Source organism: Gemmatimonadaceae bacterium, from assembly GCA_020852815.1.
Lineage (GTDB): Bacteria > Gemmatimonadota > Gemmatimonadetes > Gemmatimonadales > Gemmatimonadaceae > SCN-70-22.
Genome location: JADZAN010000009.1, coordinates 59,768 through 79,471, shown reverse-complemented (window position 1 = coordinate 79,471; position 19,704 = coordinate 59,768). Strand labels below are relative to the sequence as shown.

The following is a 19,704-nucleotide window of genomic DNA, read 5'->3' as shown; positions in this document are numbered from 1 at the left end:
CCGGGGGGCGTCCCCGTCAGGTCACGGTCACCGGCGCAGCATCGCCGAGGAGCGACCGCATGGCCGCTCGTTTTGGGAACTTCCTTTTACAATCGAGGGCTGTCGGCGTCAAGCGGGAAATCAACGCAGTATCTCCGCCTCGCGTCGCATGACGCTTTGCACGCACACAAGCGCGCCGAGTTCGGCATGCGCGGCATGCGCGGCGTGCGCGACGTGCGCGACGGCGACCGGCGCGTCATTGCCGTGTGCGTTGCAACCGCTCGCCTCGGAGCGGGTCAGTCGGCGATGAGCCCGAGGACGCGGCGTTCGCTGACCACGGTCTTGAGGGCGGCGTACACCGATGGGTCGAGCAGCCCGCCGGCGTGCGCGGCGAGGTAGTCCACGGTGTCCTCGATCGACATCGCCGGGCGATAGGCGCGCCGCGACGTGAGGGCGATGAACGCGTCGGCGCAGCAGAGGATGCGGCCACCTAACGAAATCTGGTCACCCATCGCGCCGCGCGGATAGCCGGTGCCATCCCAGTGCTCGTGATGGTCGCGCACGAAGTCGAGCACCTCGCGGAGCTGCGTGAGCGGCGACAGGATATCCAGCGCCACGCGCACGTGGTCCTTCACGTGCTCGTACTCCTCGGGGCTGAGCGCTCCCGGCTTGTTCTGGACCGACTCCCGGAGGGCGATCTTCCCCACGTCATGCAGGCGCGCGGCGACGGCAACCTGCTCCACCAGTGCAGCATCGAGCGACATCACCTCGCCGATCGCGCGCGCCAGCGCACTCACGCGCAGCGACGTCCCCGAGAGATAGGGATCCTTGGCCTCGTGCATCGCCACCAGGTGGGCGATGGAGTCGATGGCGGACGCCACTACGGTGCTGCGCTCGCGCTCCAGGTCGGCGGTGCGGCGCGCGACTTCGGATTCGATCAGCCGTTCGACGTTCCGCTGCTCGACGACCAGGTCACGCCGGTGCGCGACGCGCTCGATGGCGGCCAGCAGGTCCTGCAGGTCGACCGGCTTGGTGAGGTACTCCATCGCCCCCACGGCGATCGACTCCGATGCGGTGGGGACGTCGTTGACCGCGCTCAGCATGATCACGGCGAGGTCGGGATGAAGGGCGCGCGCCCTGGGGACGAGGTCGAGCCCCGACATCCCCGGCATCCGGATGTCGCACAGCATGAGCGAGAAGGGCCCCGGCTGCAGGAGCGCGAGCGCGGCGTCGGCCGACTCCGCCGTCTCGACGTCGAAGCCGCGCGACCGGAGGAACTTGGAAAGCGCCAATCGAATCGTCTCCTCGTCGTCGACCACGAGGAGGCGCCGGGTTTCCGGGCCACCGATGATGCGGTTGCTGAGGGCGCCGCTGCGTGCGGATTCACTCATGACGGAGGAGCGGAGGGGAGCGGTGCTCCCGAAGCCGGAAGATAGATGCGGAAGAGCGAGCCGGATCCGAGTTGGCTCTCCACCGAGATGGTCCCGCCATGTGCCTGCACGATGCCGTACGACACACTGAGGCCCAGCCCGGTTCCCTGTCCCGCGGGTTTGGTGGTGAAGAAGGGTTCAAAGATGCGTTGCCGGGTCTCCTCCGTCATCCCCGAGCCTGTATCGGAGACGGTGAGGAGGACCCCTTGCTCGAACGCTTCGGTCCGGAGCGTCAACTGCTTGACGCTCGCGCGCTGCATGGCGTACTCGGCATTCACCACGAGGTTGAGCAGGACCTGTTGCAGCCGCTGGTCGTCGCCGTGGATACGCGGCGCGCCAGGCGCGAGGTCGACCGAGACGTCCACCTCGGCGCTCCGCAGGGAGTAGTTGCGGAGGCGCAGGGTGAGCTCGATGATCTCGTTGAGGTCCACGGGCGAGCGCGTGGGTCCCGCCTTGCGCGAGAAGATGAGGAGGTCGCGGATGACGCCCACGGCGCGATCGGCCTCGCGCTTGATGAGGCGCACCGACTCGCGCTGCTCGCGCGTGATCGAGTCCTCCAGCAGGAGCTGGGCAAACGCCGAAATGCCGGTGAGGGGGTTGTTGAGCTCGTGCGCGACGCCGGCCACCAGCTCGCCTAACGCGGCGAGCTTCTCGCTCTGGCGCAACTGTTCCTCCATGCGCCGTTCATCGGTGAGGTTGCGGACATTCATCACCTGTCCCACCGGGGCGCCGCCGTCATCGCGGATGTAGCTGAGCATGACCGACGCCGGGAACTCGGACCGGTCGCGCCGCCGGTGCACGTGCTCGGCCAGCCAGACACTCGTGGACGTGGCAAGTCCCAGCCCGCCCACCGCGGCCCCCACCGCGGCCCCCACCGCGGCCCCCGCCGCGGCGCCCACCGATTCGTGGCCGACGCGCCGGGCGGGGACCGCAGAGGCCACGAGCGTGTCGAAGGTGAGCGCGACCAGCTCGTCGCTGCTGTAGCCGTACTCGCGCGCCGCGGCGGGGTTGGCGTACCAGACGCGCCGGTCGAGCCCGAGGACGAAGACGGGCTGGTCCATGGTCGCCAGCGCGGTGGCGAGCATGCGTTCGCGCTCGCGGCGCTTGCGCTCCTCCTCGCCCAGCAGCAGGACGTCGGCGGCGAGTGCCACGTGCGCTGCCAGGCGCCCGAGTGATTCGACTTGCCCCTGACGGACACGCGCCCCGGCCACCGGGACGCTCCACATCACGCCCAGGAGCTGGTCCTTGGCGATGAGCGGGACCACGACCGCGCCGTCGGGAATCACGTCGCGCTCCTGGATCGTCGCCAGCGCGTCGTGGGACGGCGTGATGACCGTGGCGTGCGTCCCGACAAGGCGCGCGGCGCTCTCACCTCCCGGAATCGCGCGCTGCTCGAGCGCGATGAGCGCCCCGATGGCGCTGACGTAGGTGAGCGTTTCGCCGCCATCACCCATCAGCGCCAGCGCCTTGCCCGTGGACGGGACCACGGAGTCGACCGCGGCGAGGATCTGGCGTCCCGACTCGTGGGGTGAGTTGGCAAAGAGGGCGGCGCGCGCGATGGCGGCGGCCGCCTCGGCTATGGAGCGGGCCTGACGCTCGGCGTCGAAGAGGCGCGCGTTCTCGATCGCCGCGCCGGCCTGGCGCGCGATGAGCGACAGCACGGCCGCGTCTTCCTCGCTGAAGAGACGCCCTTCGTCGCCTTGCACGACGAGGACGCCGAGGATCTCCTCGCCGTGCACGATGGGAACGGCGATTTCGGCCTTCGCGTGTGCGCGTCCCGCGCGTCCGGCCACGATTTCGGACCACGAAAGGACGGGGGCGTTGCTGATGTGGGCGCCTCCGTCGCGCAGCGCCTGCGAGGCGCCGCAGTCGCCCAGCGGGACGCTGGGAAGCGCGGACGCACCGGTGCTCACCCCGTCGACGACGATGAGCTGCGGGAGGAAGTGCGTGCGTGCCGGGTTCGCGAGCAGGAGGGCGAAGACGGAGATGCGTGGAATGGAGCTGCGCGCGGCGCGGTGGACCTCGCCATAGACGTCGCCGAGTTCGGTGCGAGAGATGGCTTGTTGCACCTGTGCCACCGCCGCGAGTCGCGTGGCGCGCCGTTCGAGGTCCTCGAGGAGCCCGGCGTTGCGCAGGGCGATGGCGACGTGCGTGGCGAAGTCGCGCAGGAGGTCGACTTCGGCCTCGTCGGGGTAGCGGCGCTGGAACCAGCGCATCACGAGGAGGCCGCGCACCACGCGATCGACCACGAGCGGGAGGAAGGCGATGGCCGAGACGCCCGCCAGGCGCAAACCGTGCAACGGCTCGGAGAGTTCCTCGTCGGGGAGGGCGTGGAGGTCGGGAAGGATGGCGTTCTCACCGCTCTCCAGGGCCCAGCCTGGGCGCCCGGTGAAGATCCTGGGGGCGATGTCGGAGACCTGCTCGGTTCCCAGCCCGCGCGAGTGCTGCACCCACGCGGTCTTCCGCTCGATGTCCACCGAGTAGACGGTGAAGCCATCGGCACCGAGCTGCTGCTTGGCCACGCGCTCGATGCCGTCGAAGACATTGTCCGATGCGAGGACGGAGGCGAGCGTCCGCCCCGTGGCTGCCAGGATCTCGGCGTGCCGCGTGGTGCGCGCGGCGGCGCGATACAGCCGGGCGTTCTCCACCGCGACGGCGGCGTGCGAGGCCAGCGCCTGCAGGAGCTCCTCGTCGTGCTCGTTGAAGTCGCGCAGCGCGTTGCCGTACACCAGCACCGTGCCAATCGCGCGATCGCCCACGAGGAGCGGCGCCGCCACGGCATTCGGGGCGACGTCGCTGAGCAGTTCGGCGGACCGTTCCCAGCGGGGGAAGAGGCGCAGGTCGGTGGTGCGCACGGGTTGGCCGCGTCGCAGCGCCTCGCCGCTGAAGACCCCCTGTGTGGGGAGTGCGCCCACGAAGCGACCGATCGCATGCCCCGCGGCTCCAACGATCTGCAGCGCATCCCCGTCCACCACCGTGACGGTGGCGCCGGCGCCGTGCAGCAGGTCGGCGGCGTGCTGGGCGATGAGGGTGAAGACGCGCTCCACCTCGAGCGACTGGTTGAGGTGCTTCACCACGTCGGCGAGGGCGGTGGCCTCGCGCGCACTGCGACGTTCCCGCTCCAGGAGGCGCTCGCTGCGCACGGCGGGGGAGCCAAGCTCGGCGACGCGCTGCAGGAGCGTGGCGTCGGTCTCGTCGAATGCATCGCGGGGGCTGTTCACCGCGAGCAGGACGCCGAAGGCGCTTCCCCCCGCGATCAGCGGGGCAGCGGCAACCTGACGGACGCCGAAGGCGCGATGGTGCGCGCTGCCAAGCACCGACTCCCCGCCCAGGTCGTTGGCGATGAGGACCCTGTTCTCGTGCAGCGTGCGCAGCGCGATGGATGGCTCCAACCGACTGCGCTCCCCTCGCATCGCGGCAAGGCTTCCCGCAGCCGCATCGACGCGGAAGTAGCCGTCGGCGAGAGAGGAGACGAGGCAGCCCTCCGCGCCGAGGAGCGAGACGATACTCTCGGCGAGGATCGTCGCCGCCTCGTCGCTACTCTCGGCGGCAAGGGCAAGCCGACGTGCCACCGCCAGCAATTCGGCAGCATCCAGCGACGGAGCGCGAGACTCGACACGCGGCGTGTGCGACACGGAGTTGACGCTCCGGATGGATCGTGAGAGACTGGCGACGACACCGCCTGACGAGTACCGCGGACGAGCGAGACAACGAAGGAGACAACGAAGGAGACGACGAGCGAACGGACGAGCCTGAGCCTTGGAGCGGCGCGACGCGGCTACTTGATGGTGCGCGCTTCCTGGAGTGCGGCGTCGATGTCGCCCTGGTGCCTGGTGTACTCCTCGATCGACTTGGCGCGTTCCGTCTTCTCGGCCGCCACGAGCTTCTTCATGAACTTTCCGTATCCGGCCTTGTCATTCTTGAGCTGGGCGACGCGGGCGCTGAGGATGAGTCCCAGTAGGTGATCCGGGTTGTTCGCCAGGATGGCGTCGGCTTCCTTCTGCGCGGATGCGAGGTCGCCCGCCATCTCGGACATGCGTCCGTGGTCGTACTTAAGGTCATCGTCGAGCGGGCCCAACAGCTCGTACGCCTGCGATGCCATCGTCGCGAAGAAGGAGGCGCTGTCGCTTTTTCCTTCGGAGGCGAGACGCATGACGCGATCGTAGAGCCGGTCGGCGCGCTCGCGCGGCGACATCGACGAGATGTCGGGGGCGCGGATTGCGCCGCTGCCACCCGCCGGCGCCGCGAACGGATTCCCGGCACCGCCCGCGCCACCGGCTGCACCGCTGCCATCGAGCGAGGTATTCGCGCCCATGGTCGTGGGCGCGGCGTCGCGCTGTTGCACGGCGATGACGATCACCAAGCCGAGGACGGCGAGGACGCCGATCGCCCACGGCAGGACGCTGCGCGGTGGCGGGGCTTCCGCGGTAGCGGCGCCACCACGCGCGCGAGGGGCGGCTGCGCCGCCGGATCTCCCGGCCTGGGCGCCGCAGTTGTGACAGAACTTGGCGCCCGGAGTGATCGGGGCCTGACAGGAGGCGCAGGTGACACCCTGCAACGCGGCGCCACACTCGGCGCAGAACTTTCCCCGGGACATGGTCCCGCACGACGGGCACGTGGTGCCGGCATTGGAGGCTTTCGACATGCGGAGAAGATGGGGGCGGGGAATGCGTGACGGGAGAGCGCGCTTTCCAACGGGCGCGCGTCGAGGGAAGGGGGGCGCGTCCGTTGAGGGGGGAGGGGGGAGGCCCTAACGTTCGCTCTTCGCCGCTTTCCTTTCCTCGATCTTCGTCACCATGCGCCACGCTCTGGCCGGTGCCACCGCCTCGGACATCCTCAAGCTTGCGTCGGAACAGGGGGTGAAGTTTCTCCGCCTCCAGTTCACCGACATCCTCGGCGTGAACAAGAACGTCGAGATTCCGCGCTCGCAGTTCGAGAAGGCGTTGGCCGGCGACATCCTGTTCGATGGCTCCTCGATCGAGGGGTTCGTGCGCATCGAGGAATCGGACATGCTCCTCGTCCCCGATCTGTCGACGTTCCTCGTCTTCCCCTGGGGGGAGAACGACAGCAAGGTGGCGCGCCTCATCTGCGACATCCACATGCCCGACGGAACGCCATTCGCCGGCGACCCGCGCGCCGTGCTCAAGCGCCAGGTGGCGCTGGCGGCGTCGCGCGGCTACGTGATGCATGCCGGGATGGAGGCCGAGTTCTTCATGTTCAAGCCGGGGCAGGAGGGGCAGCCGGCCACGGTGACGCATGACGTGGGGAGCTACTTCGACATGGCGCCGGCCGACCTGGGCGAGGATGCGCGCCGCGCAATCGTGTCGACGCTCGAGCAGATGGGGTTCGAGGTGGAGGCCGCGCACCACGAAGTCGCGCACGGGCAGCACGAGATCGACTTCCGCCACGCCGATGCGCTGACCACGGCCGATTGCATCGCGACGTTCCGGTTCGTGGTGAAGTACGTGGCCGGGCGCTTCGGGCTCACGGCGTCGTTCATGCCCAAGCCGATCTTCGGGCAGAGCGGGAGCGGGATGCACACACACCAGTCGCTCTTTGCCGAGGGGACGAATGCCTTCTATGCTCCCGACGCGAAGTGGCAGCTGAGCGACGTGGCGCTGCACTACATCGGCGGGCTGTTGCGCCATGCGCGCGGCTTCTGCGCCATCACCAACCCGCTCGTGAACTCGTACAAGCGACTGGTGCCGGGCTTCGAGGCGCCGGTGAACGTGGCGTGGTCGATGCGCAACCGGTCGCCGCTGATTCGTGTGCCGGAACGGCGCGGAACGGGGACGCGCGTCGAGGTGCGCATGCCCGATCCTTCGGCCAACCCCTACCTCGCCCTTGCCGTGATGCTGGCGGCCGGGCTCGACGGCCTCGCCACGAACGCCGATTTCCGCGAGCCGGTGGACACGAACATCGTCGAGATGTCGTTCCGCGAAAAGCGGCGCCTGCGCATCGACGACCTTCCGCTCGACCTCAACGAGGCGTGCGACGAGCTGGAGAAGGACGATGTGATCCTCGAGGCGTTAGGCGAGCACGTGGCGCGCCACTTCCTGCAAGCCAAGCGCGAGGAGTGGCGGGAGTACATCACGCAGGTGCATCAGTGGGAGCTGGAGCGGTACCTGCTCAAGTACTAGGCGCCATCTCGTGCAAGGCCGCCAGCGCGCCGCCGACCGTGCGCCACGTCCGCCGTCGCGGCCGGCTGCCTAACGGGGATAGGGATAGCCGCGCGCCAGCAGCGCCGCCAGCTGCCGGTCGTGTCCGTAGATGTCGGCGTAGAAGCGCATGTCGCCGTTGCGCTCGGCGATCGCGGTGCCGTAGAGGATGAGGACCGGGATGTGCTCGGTGACCGGCACCTCGAGCGGGGTGCTGCGGGTCATGGCCGAGTCGAGGGCCTCCTGCGTCCACTCCGGGCGGTCGCGCAGCACCCAGCGCGCGAGCTCCACCGGTTGCGACAGGCGAATGCAGCCGTGACTGATGTCGCGGCGCGCGCGCGCGAACGCCTGCTGCACCGGGGTGTCGTGCATGTAGACGTTGTGGGGGTTGGGAAAGAGGAACTTGACCCGTCCCAGTGCGTTGTCGCGCCCCGGGAGCTGGCGCACTCGCACCGACGTGCCGATGGCGGCGATGTTGGCGGCGGTGGCGGGGACGACGCGGTCGCCGCTGCCTAACAACACGTAGTGGTGGCGCGCCAGGTAGGAAGGCGCACGCAGCGCCGGCGGCCGGATCTCCTTGCGCGCGATGCTCGTCGGCACCTCCCAGTACGGCGAGAAGTGGAGGACGCGCAGCTCGTTCATGAAAATCGGCGTCCTGTGGTCGAACGCCTGTCCCACCACCACGTCCATGCTGAACAGGTCGGTGGAGTCGGGGGTGAGGCGGTCAAAGACGTGCAGCCGGAACTCGGGGATGTTGACGATGAGCACTCGCCCCGGGAACGAATGGGGGAGCCAGCGCCAGCGCTCGAGCGAGAGTTCGATCTTCGTGATGCGCTCGGCCATGCGCTTGCGAGGTGCGAGCGACGTGCTGTCGCGCGCGAGTTCGCGCTGGCGTGCGAGCTGTGCCTTGAGCAGGCGGTAGTGGAGGAGCGGCGGTTCGGCGGCGTTGAAGATCGCCGTGGGGTCGGTGCCATCGGCCATCTCGCGCATGGCGTCGGCAACGTCGTAGTCGAAGCGCGGAATGCGAAACTCCTCGTGCACATCGCGCGGGTTCACGCGCCCCCACTGCAGCGCGGCCAGGACGCGGGCAACGGCGACGCTGAGCAGCGCCTCGAAGCGGGGCGCGTGGGACGGTGCCCCACGTCGCTCGACCAGCGCCTTGGCGAGTGAGTCGAGGCGAGCGGCGTCGTAGTCTTCCGCGTGCAACCCGACCGTTTCGACGAGCGTGAGGTAGCGGACCGCCCCCATGGCGGTCGCGGTGGGCTGTCCATCTCGCAGCCAGAGCGGGCGCCACGCGGCGCTGTCGTACAGCTGCGAAAGGTCTTCGCGCACGTCGCCAAGGCGTGGCCAGCGCGCCCCCGCGAGGCGGCCGGATGCGAGCGCGGCGCGGATCAGCGCGGTTGCCGCGGAGTCGGCCGTGACCGTCGCTGACGTGACCGTCGCTGACGTGACCGTCGCCGCAGTGGCGCCAGTTGTCGATTGCGCCGACGCACGAGCGGGGAGCGCGAGCAAGAGGAGCGCACCGGCCAGGCCGCAGGTCACGGCATGCGCGCGCGCTCGCGCCCTTTCCCTCCTGGGCAGGGCGGGGGAGAGACGGGTGACAAGCGCGCGAGTGGTGGGAATGCGCGGTCGCATGAATGAACCCTATCGTCCCCGCCGGATGGAGGCAAAGGCCATTGCCCGCGCGCCGTGTTGGGCGTGCGCGATCGCGCCTGCGAGGTGTGCCGGCGCGATCGCGATGCCAGATTTCAGGAATGTCGACCATCGACCTCGCAGTGCTGCCCGCGCAGATCCGTGCGGCGCGCGAACGGCTGCGCGACCACATTCGGCAAACGCCGTTCGACCTGAGTCTCCCGCTGAGCGAGCGCCTGCAGGGGAATGTGCGGCTCAAGGGTGAGCACCTGCAGCACACCGGCTCGTTCAAGGCGCGCGGGGCGCTGCACAAGGTGCTGTGCCTAACGCCGGAGGGGCGTGCTCGCGGTGTGGTGGCCGCGTCGTCGGGGAATCACGGCGCCGGCCTGGCGTGGGGGTGCCGGCTGGTTGGCGTACGCGCCGTCATCTACGTCCCGGAACAGGCATCGCCGGCCAAGGTGGCGATGATCCGGCGCCTGGGCGCGGAGGTGCGATGCTTCGGCACCGACGGCCTGGACACCGAGGAGCATGCGCGCGCCGTGGCGGAACGGGAGGGGATGACGTACGTGTCGCCGTACAACGACCTCGAGGTGCTGTGCGGGCAGGGGACGATCGGAGTGGAGATGGCGGAGCAGCTTGCAACTGGCGAGACGCTCGACGCGGTGATCGTGAGCGTTGGCGGCGGGGGACTGATAGGCGGCGTCGCCGCCGCCCTCAAGGCCGCGATGCCCACGGTGCGCGTGATCGGTGCCCTCCCCGCCAACTCACCCGTGATGGCGGAGTCGGTGGCCGCGGGGACGATCGTGGTGCGCGCGTCGTTGCCGACGCTCTCCGACGGGACCGCGGGAGGGATCGAGGCAGGAGCGATCACCTTTCCGGCGTGCCAGGCGCTCGTGGACGAGTGGGTGCTGGTGAGCGAAGCGGAGATTGCCGCGGCAATGCGGCGCTTCGTCGAGGAGCATCACCAGTTGATCGAGGGCTCGGCGGGGGTGGCGCTCGCCGCGCTGGAGCGGATTGCGGCTGTCGGCGGCACGCGCGGGCTCGATGGCCAGCGCGTGGCGGTGGTCCTGTGCGGCGCGAACATCACCACCGAGACGCTCGTGGACGTGCTGCGCGTGCGCCCAGACGCTGGTTGAGCGACGCCAGCGCCGCGTGTGGCGCTGACGTCGCTCGTGCCGGGCGAACTACAGGTGCCGCGCGTGCCTAGCCGTCGACGCGGCGGTGGCGCCCAGCGATAAACTCGGCGGCAATGCCGCGCCTCGCCGCCAGCATTCCTCCACTAGTGCCGAGTGGACGAGGTGCGGGCGCCGCCATCGCGAAGCCGCGCCCACTGCGTATCCTGGGCGATGGCGGGGCCACCACGATCAGCGTCAACGTATCCTGCCGCGACGTGATGCCCGTTCCCGAGGCGGTCACCGTCACCGTTGCCGTCCCCACCGTGGCGCCCGCGGTAACGGTCAGCGACACGGTCGCCGAGTCGCCAACTGTGGAGGGGGCGCTCGCCGTGATCCCCGCCGGGAGTCCGGCGATGGCAAAGTGCACGCTGTCCGTGAAGTTGGTCCGCGTGAGGTGGACCACGAACGTGGTATCGACCCCCTGCGTGGCGGTGAGCGAATCGCGGGCGATGGACAGTGCGATGGCCGGCGGTGCGGCGGTCACCGTCAGGCGCAACGTATCCACGGCCTCGGGACGACCGGACGAGTTGCCGCGCACGACGACGGGGTAGTTACCCGGCGTCGCGGTGGCGCCGATGGCGAGGGCGAGCGCGGTGGTGTCACCCGTCAGCGTCGTCTGGCCGAGGGTGGCGGTGATGCCCGCTGGGAGCGAATCGACCGTGAGCGCCACCGGGGCGGTGAAGGTGGAATCTCTCGTCAGGCGCACGACGGCGCTGCCGGATTGTCCTTGCGCCAGGTGTGCGCTGTCAGGAACCAGCGCCAGCGCGAAGCCCGGGCGCTTGGTGACCGTGATGGCGACGGTATCGCTGCGGGGGGTGAGTCCGGTGGCCGACGCGGTGAGGATCGCCGCGTATGGCCCGGGGGCGACGCGCGTCCCGACGGTGAACGTGACCGACGAGCTGTCACCGGCCAGGGAGGGCGTGGCGACGGCGGCGACGATCGAGTCCGGGAGCCCGGTCACCGCGAGCGCGATGGCCCCGGTGAAGCCGCCGGTGCGCGTGACGCGCGCCAGCGTGACGGAGACGGAGCCCTGCTCGATGCTGATGGCATCGGGGCTCGCCGCGAGGGTGAAGGATGGCGCGGCGGTGACGGTGACCGTGGCGGTGGTGGTCTGGTCGGACATCCCGGTCGCCTTGGCGCGCACGGTGACCGGGTAGTCGCCAGGCGCAACGGACGCGGCGGCGGCGATGGTGAGGGTGCTGGTGGTGGCCGTGCCGGCGACGGTGTCGGACGAGAAGGTGCCGGTGATGCCAGCCTGCGCGTTCTCGAAGGAGAGCGCGACCGGGCGGGCGAAGGGTGCCACGCGGGTGATGGTGGCGGTGATGGTCTGGGTGGCGCCCTGCACGACGGAGACCGCCACGGGGGCGATCGAGAGGGTAAAGGAGCCGGTGGGTTGTGTCGCGTTGCCGCCATCGTCACCGCATGCGGTGGCGAGCACGGCGGCGGCCGTGACGGCGAGCGTGAGCAGGGTCGGCCGGCGATGGTGCCTGGCCGTGGCGTGGTCGAGTTTGCCTAACGCGCCATGGTGGGACGTGGAGCCGGTGGTGCGCATGACGAGTCCTCTCTCCGGGTGGATGGCCGCACGACGCGTGCGACCGGAGGATGTAGCCATGCTCGCGCGTTGCGCCCTGCGGCGCACGTCACAATCCACGCGCAATCATGCGAATTTCGTTAGGCAGAGTCTGGTGGCCACGGCCGCGCCTGCCTAACGCGGTGCGCTGTCGCACATCGCGCGTGCGATCCGCGCGATGTTGCGGCCGCCAGCCGCTGCCGGCCTCGACACTGCCCCGCATTGCAGCTCCACGATGCGAAGAGCCCGCCGGCATCGTGCGCCGGCGGGCTCCCTTGCCCCGAGCCTTCGCCCCGGGCAGGCGTTCGGTACTGTTCAGACCGGGAAGAGCATCTCGCGGTACTTCGGCAACGGCCAGTAGTCGTCGCCCACGATGAGCTCGAGTGCGTCGCTGGCGGCGCGCGCCTCGGCCATGCGGTCGGCGCCCTCCGTGGTGAGCAATGCGGCGCAGGCGTCCAGCTGCTCATGCATCCCCTCGGCCTTGTCGATCACCCTGGCCAGCGCGTCGCGCCTTCCCTTGAGCTGCCGCGCCAGTGCCCCGATCTCGTTGGCGCGCTCCACCTGCGGGATCTCCTTGATCCCCGCGGACTTCGCCTGCGCAGCATTGGCGGCCAGCGTCCCCTGGTAGGCGTACACCGCCGGGAGGACGAGCGTATCGATGAGCTCCTTGATCGTGTGCAGCTCGATGAGCATGTCCTTCACGTAGCGCTCCACGCGGACGTGATAGCGCGACTCGAGCTCTTCCCTGGTGAGGATGCCAAGCGAGGTGATGACGTCCTTGGTGCGCTTCGTCGTGAGCTGCTTGAGCGCCTCGGGCGCGCGGCGGAGGTTCGGCAGGCCGCGTCGCTCGGCCTCCACGACCCACGCCTCGGAGTAGTTGTTCCCCTCGAAGCGGATGTTCTTCGTGTCGCGGAAGACCTTGCGCACGACCTTCATGACGGCGTCGGCAATCGACTTGGTCGTCTTCCGCTCGAGCTTGATTTCCCCGACGATCTCCGTGATGGCGTCGGCCACCGCGGCGTTGACGAGGGTGACGGGGAAGGCAATGGACTGCGAGCCGCCCACCGCGCGGAACTCGAACTTGTTCCCCGTGAAGGCGAACGGCGAGGTCCGGTTGCGGTCGGTGTTGTCCTTCTCGATCTCCGGGAGCTTGTTGACGCCTAACGACATGAGCTGCTGCTCGGCGCTCTTGGCCGCCACCTTGCCGCTGGCAATGTCCTCGATCACGCGCGTGAGCATCTCACCCATGAAGACCGAGATGATGGCCGGCGGCGCCTCGTTGGCGCCCAGGCGATGCTCGTTCCCCGACGTGGCAATGCCGGCGCGCAGGAGCCCGGCGTGCTTGTGGACGCCCTTGAGCACCGCCGCCAGGAAGACGAGGAAGCGGATGTTCTGGTGCGGTGTCTTCCCCGGCTTGAGGATGTTGATCCCGTTGAGCTCGTTCTCCGAGGTGATCGCCATCGCCCAGTTGCAGTGCTTGCCCGTCCCGTTGACGCCGGCAAACGGCTTCTCGTGCACGATGGCCTGCAAGCCGTGGCGCAGCGCCACGCGACGCAGCACCGACATCACGAGCTGGTTGTGGTCCACCGCGATGTCGGTCTCCTCGTACATGGGTGCCATCTCGAACTGGCAGGGCGCGACCTCGTTGTGCCGCGTGATGATCGGCACGCCGAGCTTGTAGAGCTCGTGCTCCACCTCGGCAATGCATGCCTGCATCCGCTCGGGGATCCCCCCGAAGTAGTGATCCTCGAGCTGCTGCCCGCGCGGCGGCGGTGCACCGAGGAGGGTGCGGTTGGCCATCACCAGGTCGGGACGCAGCGCGAAGTGCGTGCGGTCGATCAGGAAGTACTCCTGCTCCGGGCCCAACGTGGTATAGACGCGCTGCACTCCCTTGTCCCCAAGGAGGGAAAGCAGCTCGATCGCCTTCTCGGACAGCACATCCGACGACCGCAGCAGCGGCGTCATCTCGTCGAGCGCTTCCCCGTTGTAGCCAATGAAGACCGACGGGATGCACAACGTGCGCACGTTCCCCGACTCGATGATGAAGACGGGCGACGCGGGGTTCCACGCGGTGTAGCCGCGCGCTTCCCACGTGGCACGCAACCCGCCCGACGGGAACGACGAGGCGTCCGGCTCCGACTGGATGAGCTGCGACGCCGAGAACTGCTCGATCGGCTGCTGGTTCTCGTCGAAGGTGAGGAAGGCGTCGTGCTTCTCGGCGGTGAGCCCGGTCTGCGGCTGGAACCAGTGCGAGAAGTGCGTAGCGCCACGCGTCACGGCCCAGTCGCGGATGGCCTGGGCAACGGTGGGGGCGATGTCGGCGTCGAGCTTCTTTCCCAGGCGAATGGAGGCACTGAGCTTGGCGAAGACGTCCTTGGGCAGCTTCGAGCGCATCTGCTTGGCGCCGAAGGTATTGATGCCGAAGAACTCCGAGACGCTCGCCTTGTCGCCCGAGGGTGACGGCGCCGGCTTGGCACCGCGCGTGGCGATCGCCGCGAGGGCGGCCTTGCGCGCGCTGTGGTTCGAGCTGGACATGGGATCGGAACGGGGGAGAGGTGGGACGACGAGGAGCACGGACGAGCGCCGCGTATGACACACGACCGACTGACTGGCGAGAAGCGTGCCGCCCAGTCGAAGTGTGCAGCCGAACGTGCAAATCACGCACGATTCGGTGAGCGCCGCGCAGAAATTAAGCGAGTACGACCGGCAGAACGCAATCGGGCGTGCTCAATCCGCACAAAATGTCGTACAGGTGGGGTGGTACTGACGGCCGGGACGCGCCGCACCCGAGCGTCCTATAGACCGAAGATCGATCGCACCCGGTCGCCCAACGCCTTGGGAGTGAATGGCTTGGGAAGGAAGGCCGCCCCCCGCGGGAGGCGCGAGGCGTCACTGGCGTCCAGCGCCGACGCCCCGGACGAGAAGAGGATGCGCACATCGGGGCGGGCGGCCACCATGCAGCTCGCCAGCTCCACGCCGCTCAGCCCGGGCATCAGCACGTCGGTCACCAGCAGGTCGGCCACCGACGGGTCGCGCGAGACGAGCGCCAGCGCCTCGTCGGCGCCCGCCGCTTCCGACACGCGGTACCCCTCGCGGCGCAGCGTGCGTGCGGCGATGCGTCGCACGACCTCCTCATCATCCACCACCAGCACCGATCGGGAGAACGCGGGGACGTCGAGCGCGCGCGCCGGGGCGTCGGCGAGCGTCGGGAGGTAGAGCGCAACCGATGTCCCGTCGCCGGGGCGCGAGTCGCACGTCACGTAGCCGCCCATCTGCGCCGTGGCGCCAAAGACGAGCGACAGCCCCAGCCCCTCGCCGCCGCGCGTGGAGAAGAGCGGCTCGAAGCAACGTTCGAGCGTGGACGCCGCCATCCCGTGTCCGGTGTCGCGAACCTCGATGCAGGCGTAACGCCCAGGGCGCATGACCGCGTGCACCGCGCGGCGCGGCGTTTGGCAGTCGATAGCGCGCGCCACGATGCGCAGCTCACCGCCATCGGGCATCGCGTCGCGCGCGTTGCGCGCCAGGTGCAGGATCGACGCCTCCAGCTGCGAAAGGTCGATGACCCCCTGTCCGGCGTTGGGGGCAAGGTCGAGCACCAGCTGCACGCGATCGCCGGCGATGCGATGCACCGTGGTCTCGAGCGCGGCAATCGCGCGCGCGATGTCGATGCGCTGCGGCGCGGTGGTGCGCGTCTGTGCGGCGCGCGACAGTTCGCGCATCAGCACCGCGGCGCGCTCTGCCGACTCGCGTATCGTCTCCACGTCGCCACGCACCCGGTCGCGCGGTGCCAGTTCGCTGGCAATCAGGTCGGCCGAACCCGAGATCGCCGTGAGCAACTCGGAAAACTCGTGCGAGAGGGCAAGCGCCAGGCGCCCCACACGTTCCAGCGTGCGCGCCTCGCGCAGCGACGACTCCAGCGCGCGCACCTCTCCCAGGTCGCGCAGTTGTGCGGAGCGCCATCCCGGAGGTGCCGCGCCATCCATCGCGGCAATGGTGATGGCGACCGCGTGTACGCCCGATCCCTCGATCTCGCCCTCGGCGCACCACCGTTCGCCGGCACCCACGGCGCCATCGAGGACGATGCGCTCGCGCGTGGTGCTGCCGAACAGCGCGAGGAACTCACCGCCATCGCGCTGAATACCGCTCGATTCCATGAGCCGGCCGGCGGCGGCGTTGTGCCACTGCACGCGCCACCACTCATCGACAATGAAGACGGCGTCGTCCAGCGCGTCGGCGATCGCGCGAAAGGCGGGATCGGCGGGATATGGAGAAGGGACCATCGATGGGGAAACGCGCAGCGGGTGAGTCAGGCAACACGAATGGGTTGCGGTGTTCGCGGGTCACCGTTGCGCCGTGCGATGCGCCCTACAGTCGGCCCCGTCTCGTTAGGACCCGATCATCACATGAATGCCGCCTCCCGGCACCCATTACCTTCCAGACATGTCGCCCGACGCATCACCCGGCGCCGAGCCGGGGTCCTCGCCCGACGCTCCGAGCACTGCGACGCGTGATGCGCGCGATGCGCGCCGTGGCGCCCGGCCCACCGGGTCAGGGACGCTCGCGTCGTGGGGACGAAAGATCCTGATTGGTGTCGTCGCCCTGGCGGGGATCGTCGCGGTGGCCAAGTCGGTGAGCGTGGTGCGCGACCTGGTGCGCGGCGGCGACGGGGGAACGCTCTCCATCGGTCCCGGCGAGTTGCCGCCGATCCCCGATCTTCCCGCCTCGGCGAGTGTGTCGCTCCCCGACTCGTTCGCCGGGCATAGCGGAGCGCTCCACTTCCGGGCACTCACCGCGGCCGAGGCGCTGGCGATTCCGGGCTTCGTGCAGCGCTACGGCGAGCGAGCGCTCAAGCAACCGGGGGTGCACCTCACGTCGCGTGGCGCCGACTCGCTCCCGTTCGCCCTCATCGTCCTGCGTCCGTTCGGGAGCAAGCGCGGCGACGTGCTCAACGGCTACCGGCTGGGACGCTGGCCCGCCGAGCGCTGGATCATGGCGCGCAACTACTTCAATCCCGACGGCTTCGTGGAGGTGACGCCGGACAACGTCGCGTTGCGGCTGTCGGAGCACTTCACGCTGGGCGACTTCCTCACGCACGACCAGCGGGACACGTGGCCCAAGTACGTCGTGCTGGAGGAGAAGTTGATCGACAAGCTCGAGCTGGTGCTTGCCGATCTCGCCGCGCACGGGATTCCCACGGGGCACGTGGTGGTCCTGTCCGGCTTTCGCGCGCCGTACTACAACGATCGTGGCGTGGGCGAGGGAATGGCGCGCGCCTCGCGCCACCAGTTTGGCGATGCGGCCGACCTGATCATCGACGACGACGGCAATGGGCGGATGGACGACCTCAATCGCGACGGCGTGATCGACCTGCGCGACACGGCGGCGATCATCGCGGCCATCGCGCGCGTGGAAAAGGCGCACCCCGACCTGGTGGGAGGGTTGGGGACGTACCAGGCCACGGGGCCAAGCGGGCCATTTGCCCACATCGACGTGCGCGGGACGAGCGCGCGTTGGGAGAGCGGGTGGTGGAAGCGGCGCTCGTGATACCGTAGGCGTCGGCAGCCATGGCGTCTGCGACGCCGCCGAGTAGGATGAAGGCGACTCGCGCATCACGCGGAGTGATCCGGCCCGCCCACACGACCATGCCTGCCCTCGCCCTCGCGCTGCAGCTTCTCGCCATCACGCACGCCACGGTCATCGACCCTGACGCGGCCGCGCCGCGTCGCGACATGACCATCCTCGTACGGGCGACGCGCGTGGTGCGCGTGGCGCCGAGTGCGACCGTGCAGCTGCCGGCAGGGGCGCAGGTGATCGATGCCACGGGGAAGTTCGTGATCCCGGGCATGTGGGACATGCACGTGCATAACGACTTCTCGGGCGGGCGGGCGCTGCTGCCGCTGTACATCGCGCACGGGGTGACCGGGGTGCGCGACATGAACGGACGGTTGGCGACGCTGCGAGCCTTCCAGCGCGACATTGCGGCGGGGACGCTGGTGGGGCCGCGCATGGTGGTGTCGGGGCCGTACCTCGTGGGGCGCCCCCTCCCGCCGGCGTTCGGAATGGAGCACTTCGTCGTCACCGACTCGGCGAGTGCCGTGCGCGGGGTCGACACGCTGGTCGCGTTAGGCGTGGACTTCATCAAGGTCCACAACTGGATCCCGGCACCGGCGGCGCGCGTGATTGCCGCGGAGGCCAGGCGGCGCAACGTCGTGTACGCCGGGCACGTGGCGCTGCCGCGCACGCCGGTGCAGGCGGCGCGGGAGGGGCAGCGCTCACAGGAGCACCTCTACGCCTTCGTGAATCAGTGCTCGGCGTCCGACTCGGCGGTCATTGCCGGAGGCGCCCCGCTGCAGCGCTTCCTCATGGGCGGTTGCACCTCGTCGTCGCAGGCGAGCGTGTATGCGCAATTGGCCAGGGCGCGCCGGTGGGTCACGCCGACGCTCATCGTGCAGGAAGCGCTGGCGACGATGCGTCCCACGATCGTGGCCGGCGACAGCACGGCGCAGTTCTACAACGACACGCTCATGCGCCGCATCGCGCTGGAAATGGAACTCCCGAGCGAACCGCCACCGGCGACGGTGGCGGCGGGTGGGAAGCTGTTCGAGAAGCGGCTGGCGCTGGTGCGCGCGTTGCATCTGGCGGGCGTCCCGCTCCTCGGCGGGACGGATACGCCGCTGGCCGCCGGGGGGCCGGGGAAGGGGTTGATGGGGGAGCTGCAGCTGCTGGTGAAGGCGGGGCTGTCGCCGCGCGCGGCGCTGCGCACGGTGACCACCGAGCCGGCGCGATACTTCGCCACCGACTCCATCGGCGCGGTGGCGGCGGGGCGCCTCGCCGACCTCGTCATCCTCGACGCCAATCCGCTCACCGACATCGGCAACCTGACGCGCATCCACACGGTAGTGGCCAATGGCCGAGCGTATGATGCCGCGGCGCGCGGTGCGCTGGTCGACGGGGCGCGGCGCGCCGCGCGCGCATCGGGGCGCTGAGTCCGGCTCGCCCTCGCGATGCGCGCGGCCCTCTTCGCCCCCTGCTTCGTGGACCAACTGGCGCCCGGCGTGGCGATTGCCGCCGTGCAGCTGCTGGAACGACTGGGCGTCGAGGTGGCGCTCCCCGGCGGGGCGGCGTGTTGCGGACAGCCGCCAGCCAACGCCGGCGACGCCCGCTCGGGCGATGCCGCGTTGCGCCTCCTGGTCGAGACGTTCGCGCCGTTCACGCACACGATCGTCCTGTCGGGGAGCTGCACCACGCACGTGCGCCAGCATGCGGCGCAGGTGGCGCGCCTGGGGGGCCCCGTTGCGCAGCGGACGTACGAGTTCTGCGAGTTCCTGCACGACGTGATTGGCCTCGACCGCCTGCGCGCGCTGGCGGCGTCGGACACGCGGTGCGTTGCCGTGCATATCGGCTGCCATGCGTTGCGCGGTTTGCAGCTGGCGACACCGAGCGAGCGGATGCTCCCCGCCATGGACAAGGTGCGGGCCGTCCTGGGGACGGTGCGCGGCCTCTCCTTCGCGCCGCTACAGCGCCCCGACGAGTGCTGCGGCTTTGGCGGGAGCTTCAGCGTTGGCGAGCCCGCGGTGTCGGCACGCATGGGGCGCGACCGCCTGGACGACATCGGCGCCAGCGGGGCCGACGCGGTGGTCTCGACCGACGTGTCGTGCATGTTGCATCTGTCGGCTATCGGGCGCGCCGCGGGGCGGACGCTTCCCATGCTGCACGTGGCGCAGCTGCTGGCCACCGCGTCGGGGATCGGGGGAGCGTGA

General features: G+C 69.7%; 12 protein-coding genes. 5 read left to right on the top strand and 7 right to left on the bottom strand.

What is annotated here, in order from left to right:
• Positions 1-275 precede the first annotated feature (275 nt).
• The 3 genes from IT359_04495 to IT359_04485 form a co-directional block, all read right to left on the bottom strand.
• Entirely contained in the window at positions 276-1,370 is a 1,095-nt protein-coding gene (locus IT359_04495) for a response regulator (GenBank protein ID MCC6928235.1), read from the bottom strand.
• Positions 1,367-4,981, bottom strand: coding sequence for a GAF domain-containing protein (locus IT359_04490; protein MCC6928234.1), 3,615 nt, complete (start codon positions 4,979-4,981; stop codon positions 1,367-1,369). Before IT359_04490 ends, IT359_04495 begins: the two co-directional genes overlap by 4 nt.
• 206 nt (positions 4,982-5,187) lie before the next feature.
• Positions 5,188-6,054, bottom strand: a complete 867-nt coding sequence (locus tag IT359_04485) for a zinc ribbon domain-containing protein (protein ID MCC6928233.1) — start codon at positions 6,052-6,054, stop codon at positions 5,188-5,190.
• Positions 6,055-6,205: 151 nt separating this feature from the next.
• On the opposite strand from IT359_04485, the gene glnA reads away from it, so the two are divergent.
• Positions 6,206-7,549: a type I glutamate--ammonia ligase gene (gene glnA / locus IT359_04480; protein ID MCC6928232.1), complete on the top strand. Its 1,344-nt coding sequence runs from the start codon at positions 6,206-6,208 to the stop codon at positions 7,547-7,549.
• 69 nt (positions 7,550-7,618) lie between these two features.
• Here glnA and IT359_04475 read toward each other — a convergent pair whose 3' ends face one another.
• Positions 7,619-9,109: a L,D-transpeptidase family protein gene (locus tag IT359_04475; GenBank protein MCC6928231.1), complete on the bottom strand. Its 1,491-nt coding sequence runs from the start codon at positions 9,107-9,109 to the stop codon at positions 7,619-7,621.
• A 212-nt stretch (positions 9,110-9,321) separates the two neighbouring features.
• Here IT359_04475 and IT359_04470 point away from each other — a divergent pair, with 212 nt between their 5' ends.
• Positions 9,322-10,335, top strand: a complete 1,014-nt coding sequence (locus IT359_04470; GenBank protein MCC6928230.1) for a threonine/serine dehydratase — start codon at positions 9,322-9,324, stop codon at positions 10,333-10,335.
• Between the two features lie 67 nt (positions 10,336-10,402).
• Here the strand turns inward: IT359_04470 and IT359_04465 are convergent, their stop codons facing one another.
• From IT359_04465 to IT359_04455, 3 genes are all read right to left on the bottom strand, one after another.
• Entirely contained in the window at positions 10,403-11,926 is a 1,524-nt protein-coding gene (locus IT359_04465; GenBank protein MCC6928229.1) for a hypothetical protein, read from the bottom strand.
• Positions 11,927-12,259: 333 nt separating this feature from the next.
• A complete protein-coding gene (locus IT359_04460; GenBank protein ID MCC6928228.1) occupies positions 12,260-14,479 on the bottom strand; it encodes a glutamine synthetase III in 2,220 nt (739 codons plus the stop codon).
• Positions 14,480-14,739: 260 nt separating this feature from the next.
• Positions 14,740-16,224 carry a response regulator gene (locus IT359_04455; protein ID MCC6928227.1) on the bottom strand — a complete coding sequence of 495 codons (1,485 nt, stop codon included), beginning with the start codon at positions 16,222-16,224 and terminating at the stop codon, positions 14,740-14,742.
• Positions 16,225-16,384: 160 nt separating this feature from the next.
• Here IT359_04455 and IT359_04450 point away from each other — a divergent pair, with 160 nt between their 5' ends.
• From IT359_04450 to IT359_04440, 3 genes are all read left to right on the top strand, one after another.
• A complete protein-coding gene (locus tag IT359_04450; protein MCC6928226.1) occupies positions 16,385-17,488 on the top strand; it encodes a hypothetical protein in 1,104 nt (367 codons plus the stop codon).
• 98 nt (positions 17,489-17,586) lie between these two features.
• Positions 17,587-18,930 (top strand): amidohydrolase family protein, encoded by a 1,344-nt coding sequence (locus tag IT359_04445; protein ID MCC6928225.1) that lies wholly within the window; start codon positions 17,587-17,589, stop codon positions 18,928-18,930.
• 18 nt (positions 18,931-18,948) lie between these two features.
• Positions 18,949-19,704 carry a (Fe-S)-binding protein gene (locus IT359_04440; protein MCC6928224.1) on the top strand — a complete coding sequence of 252 codons (756 nt, stop codon included), beginning with the start codon at positions 18,949-18,951 and terminating at the stop codon, positions 19,702-19,704.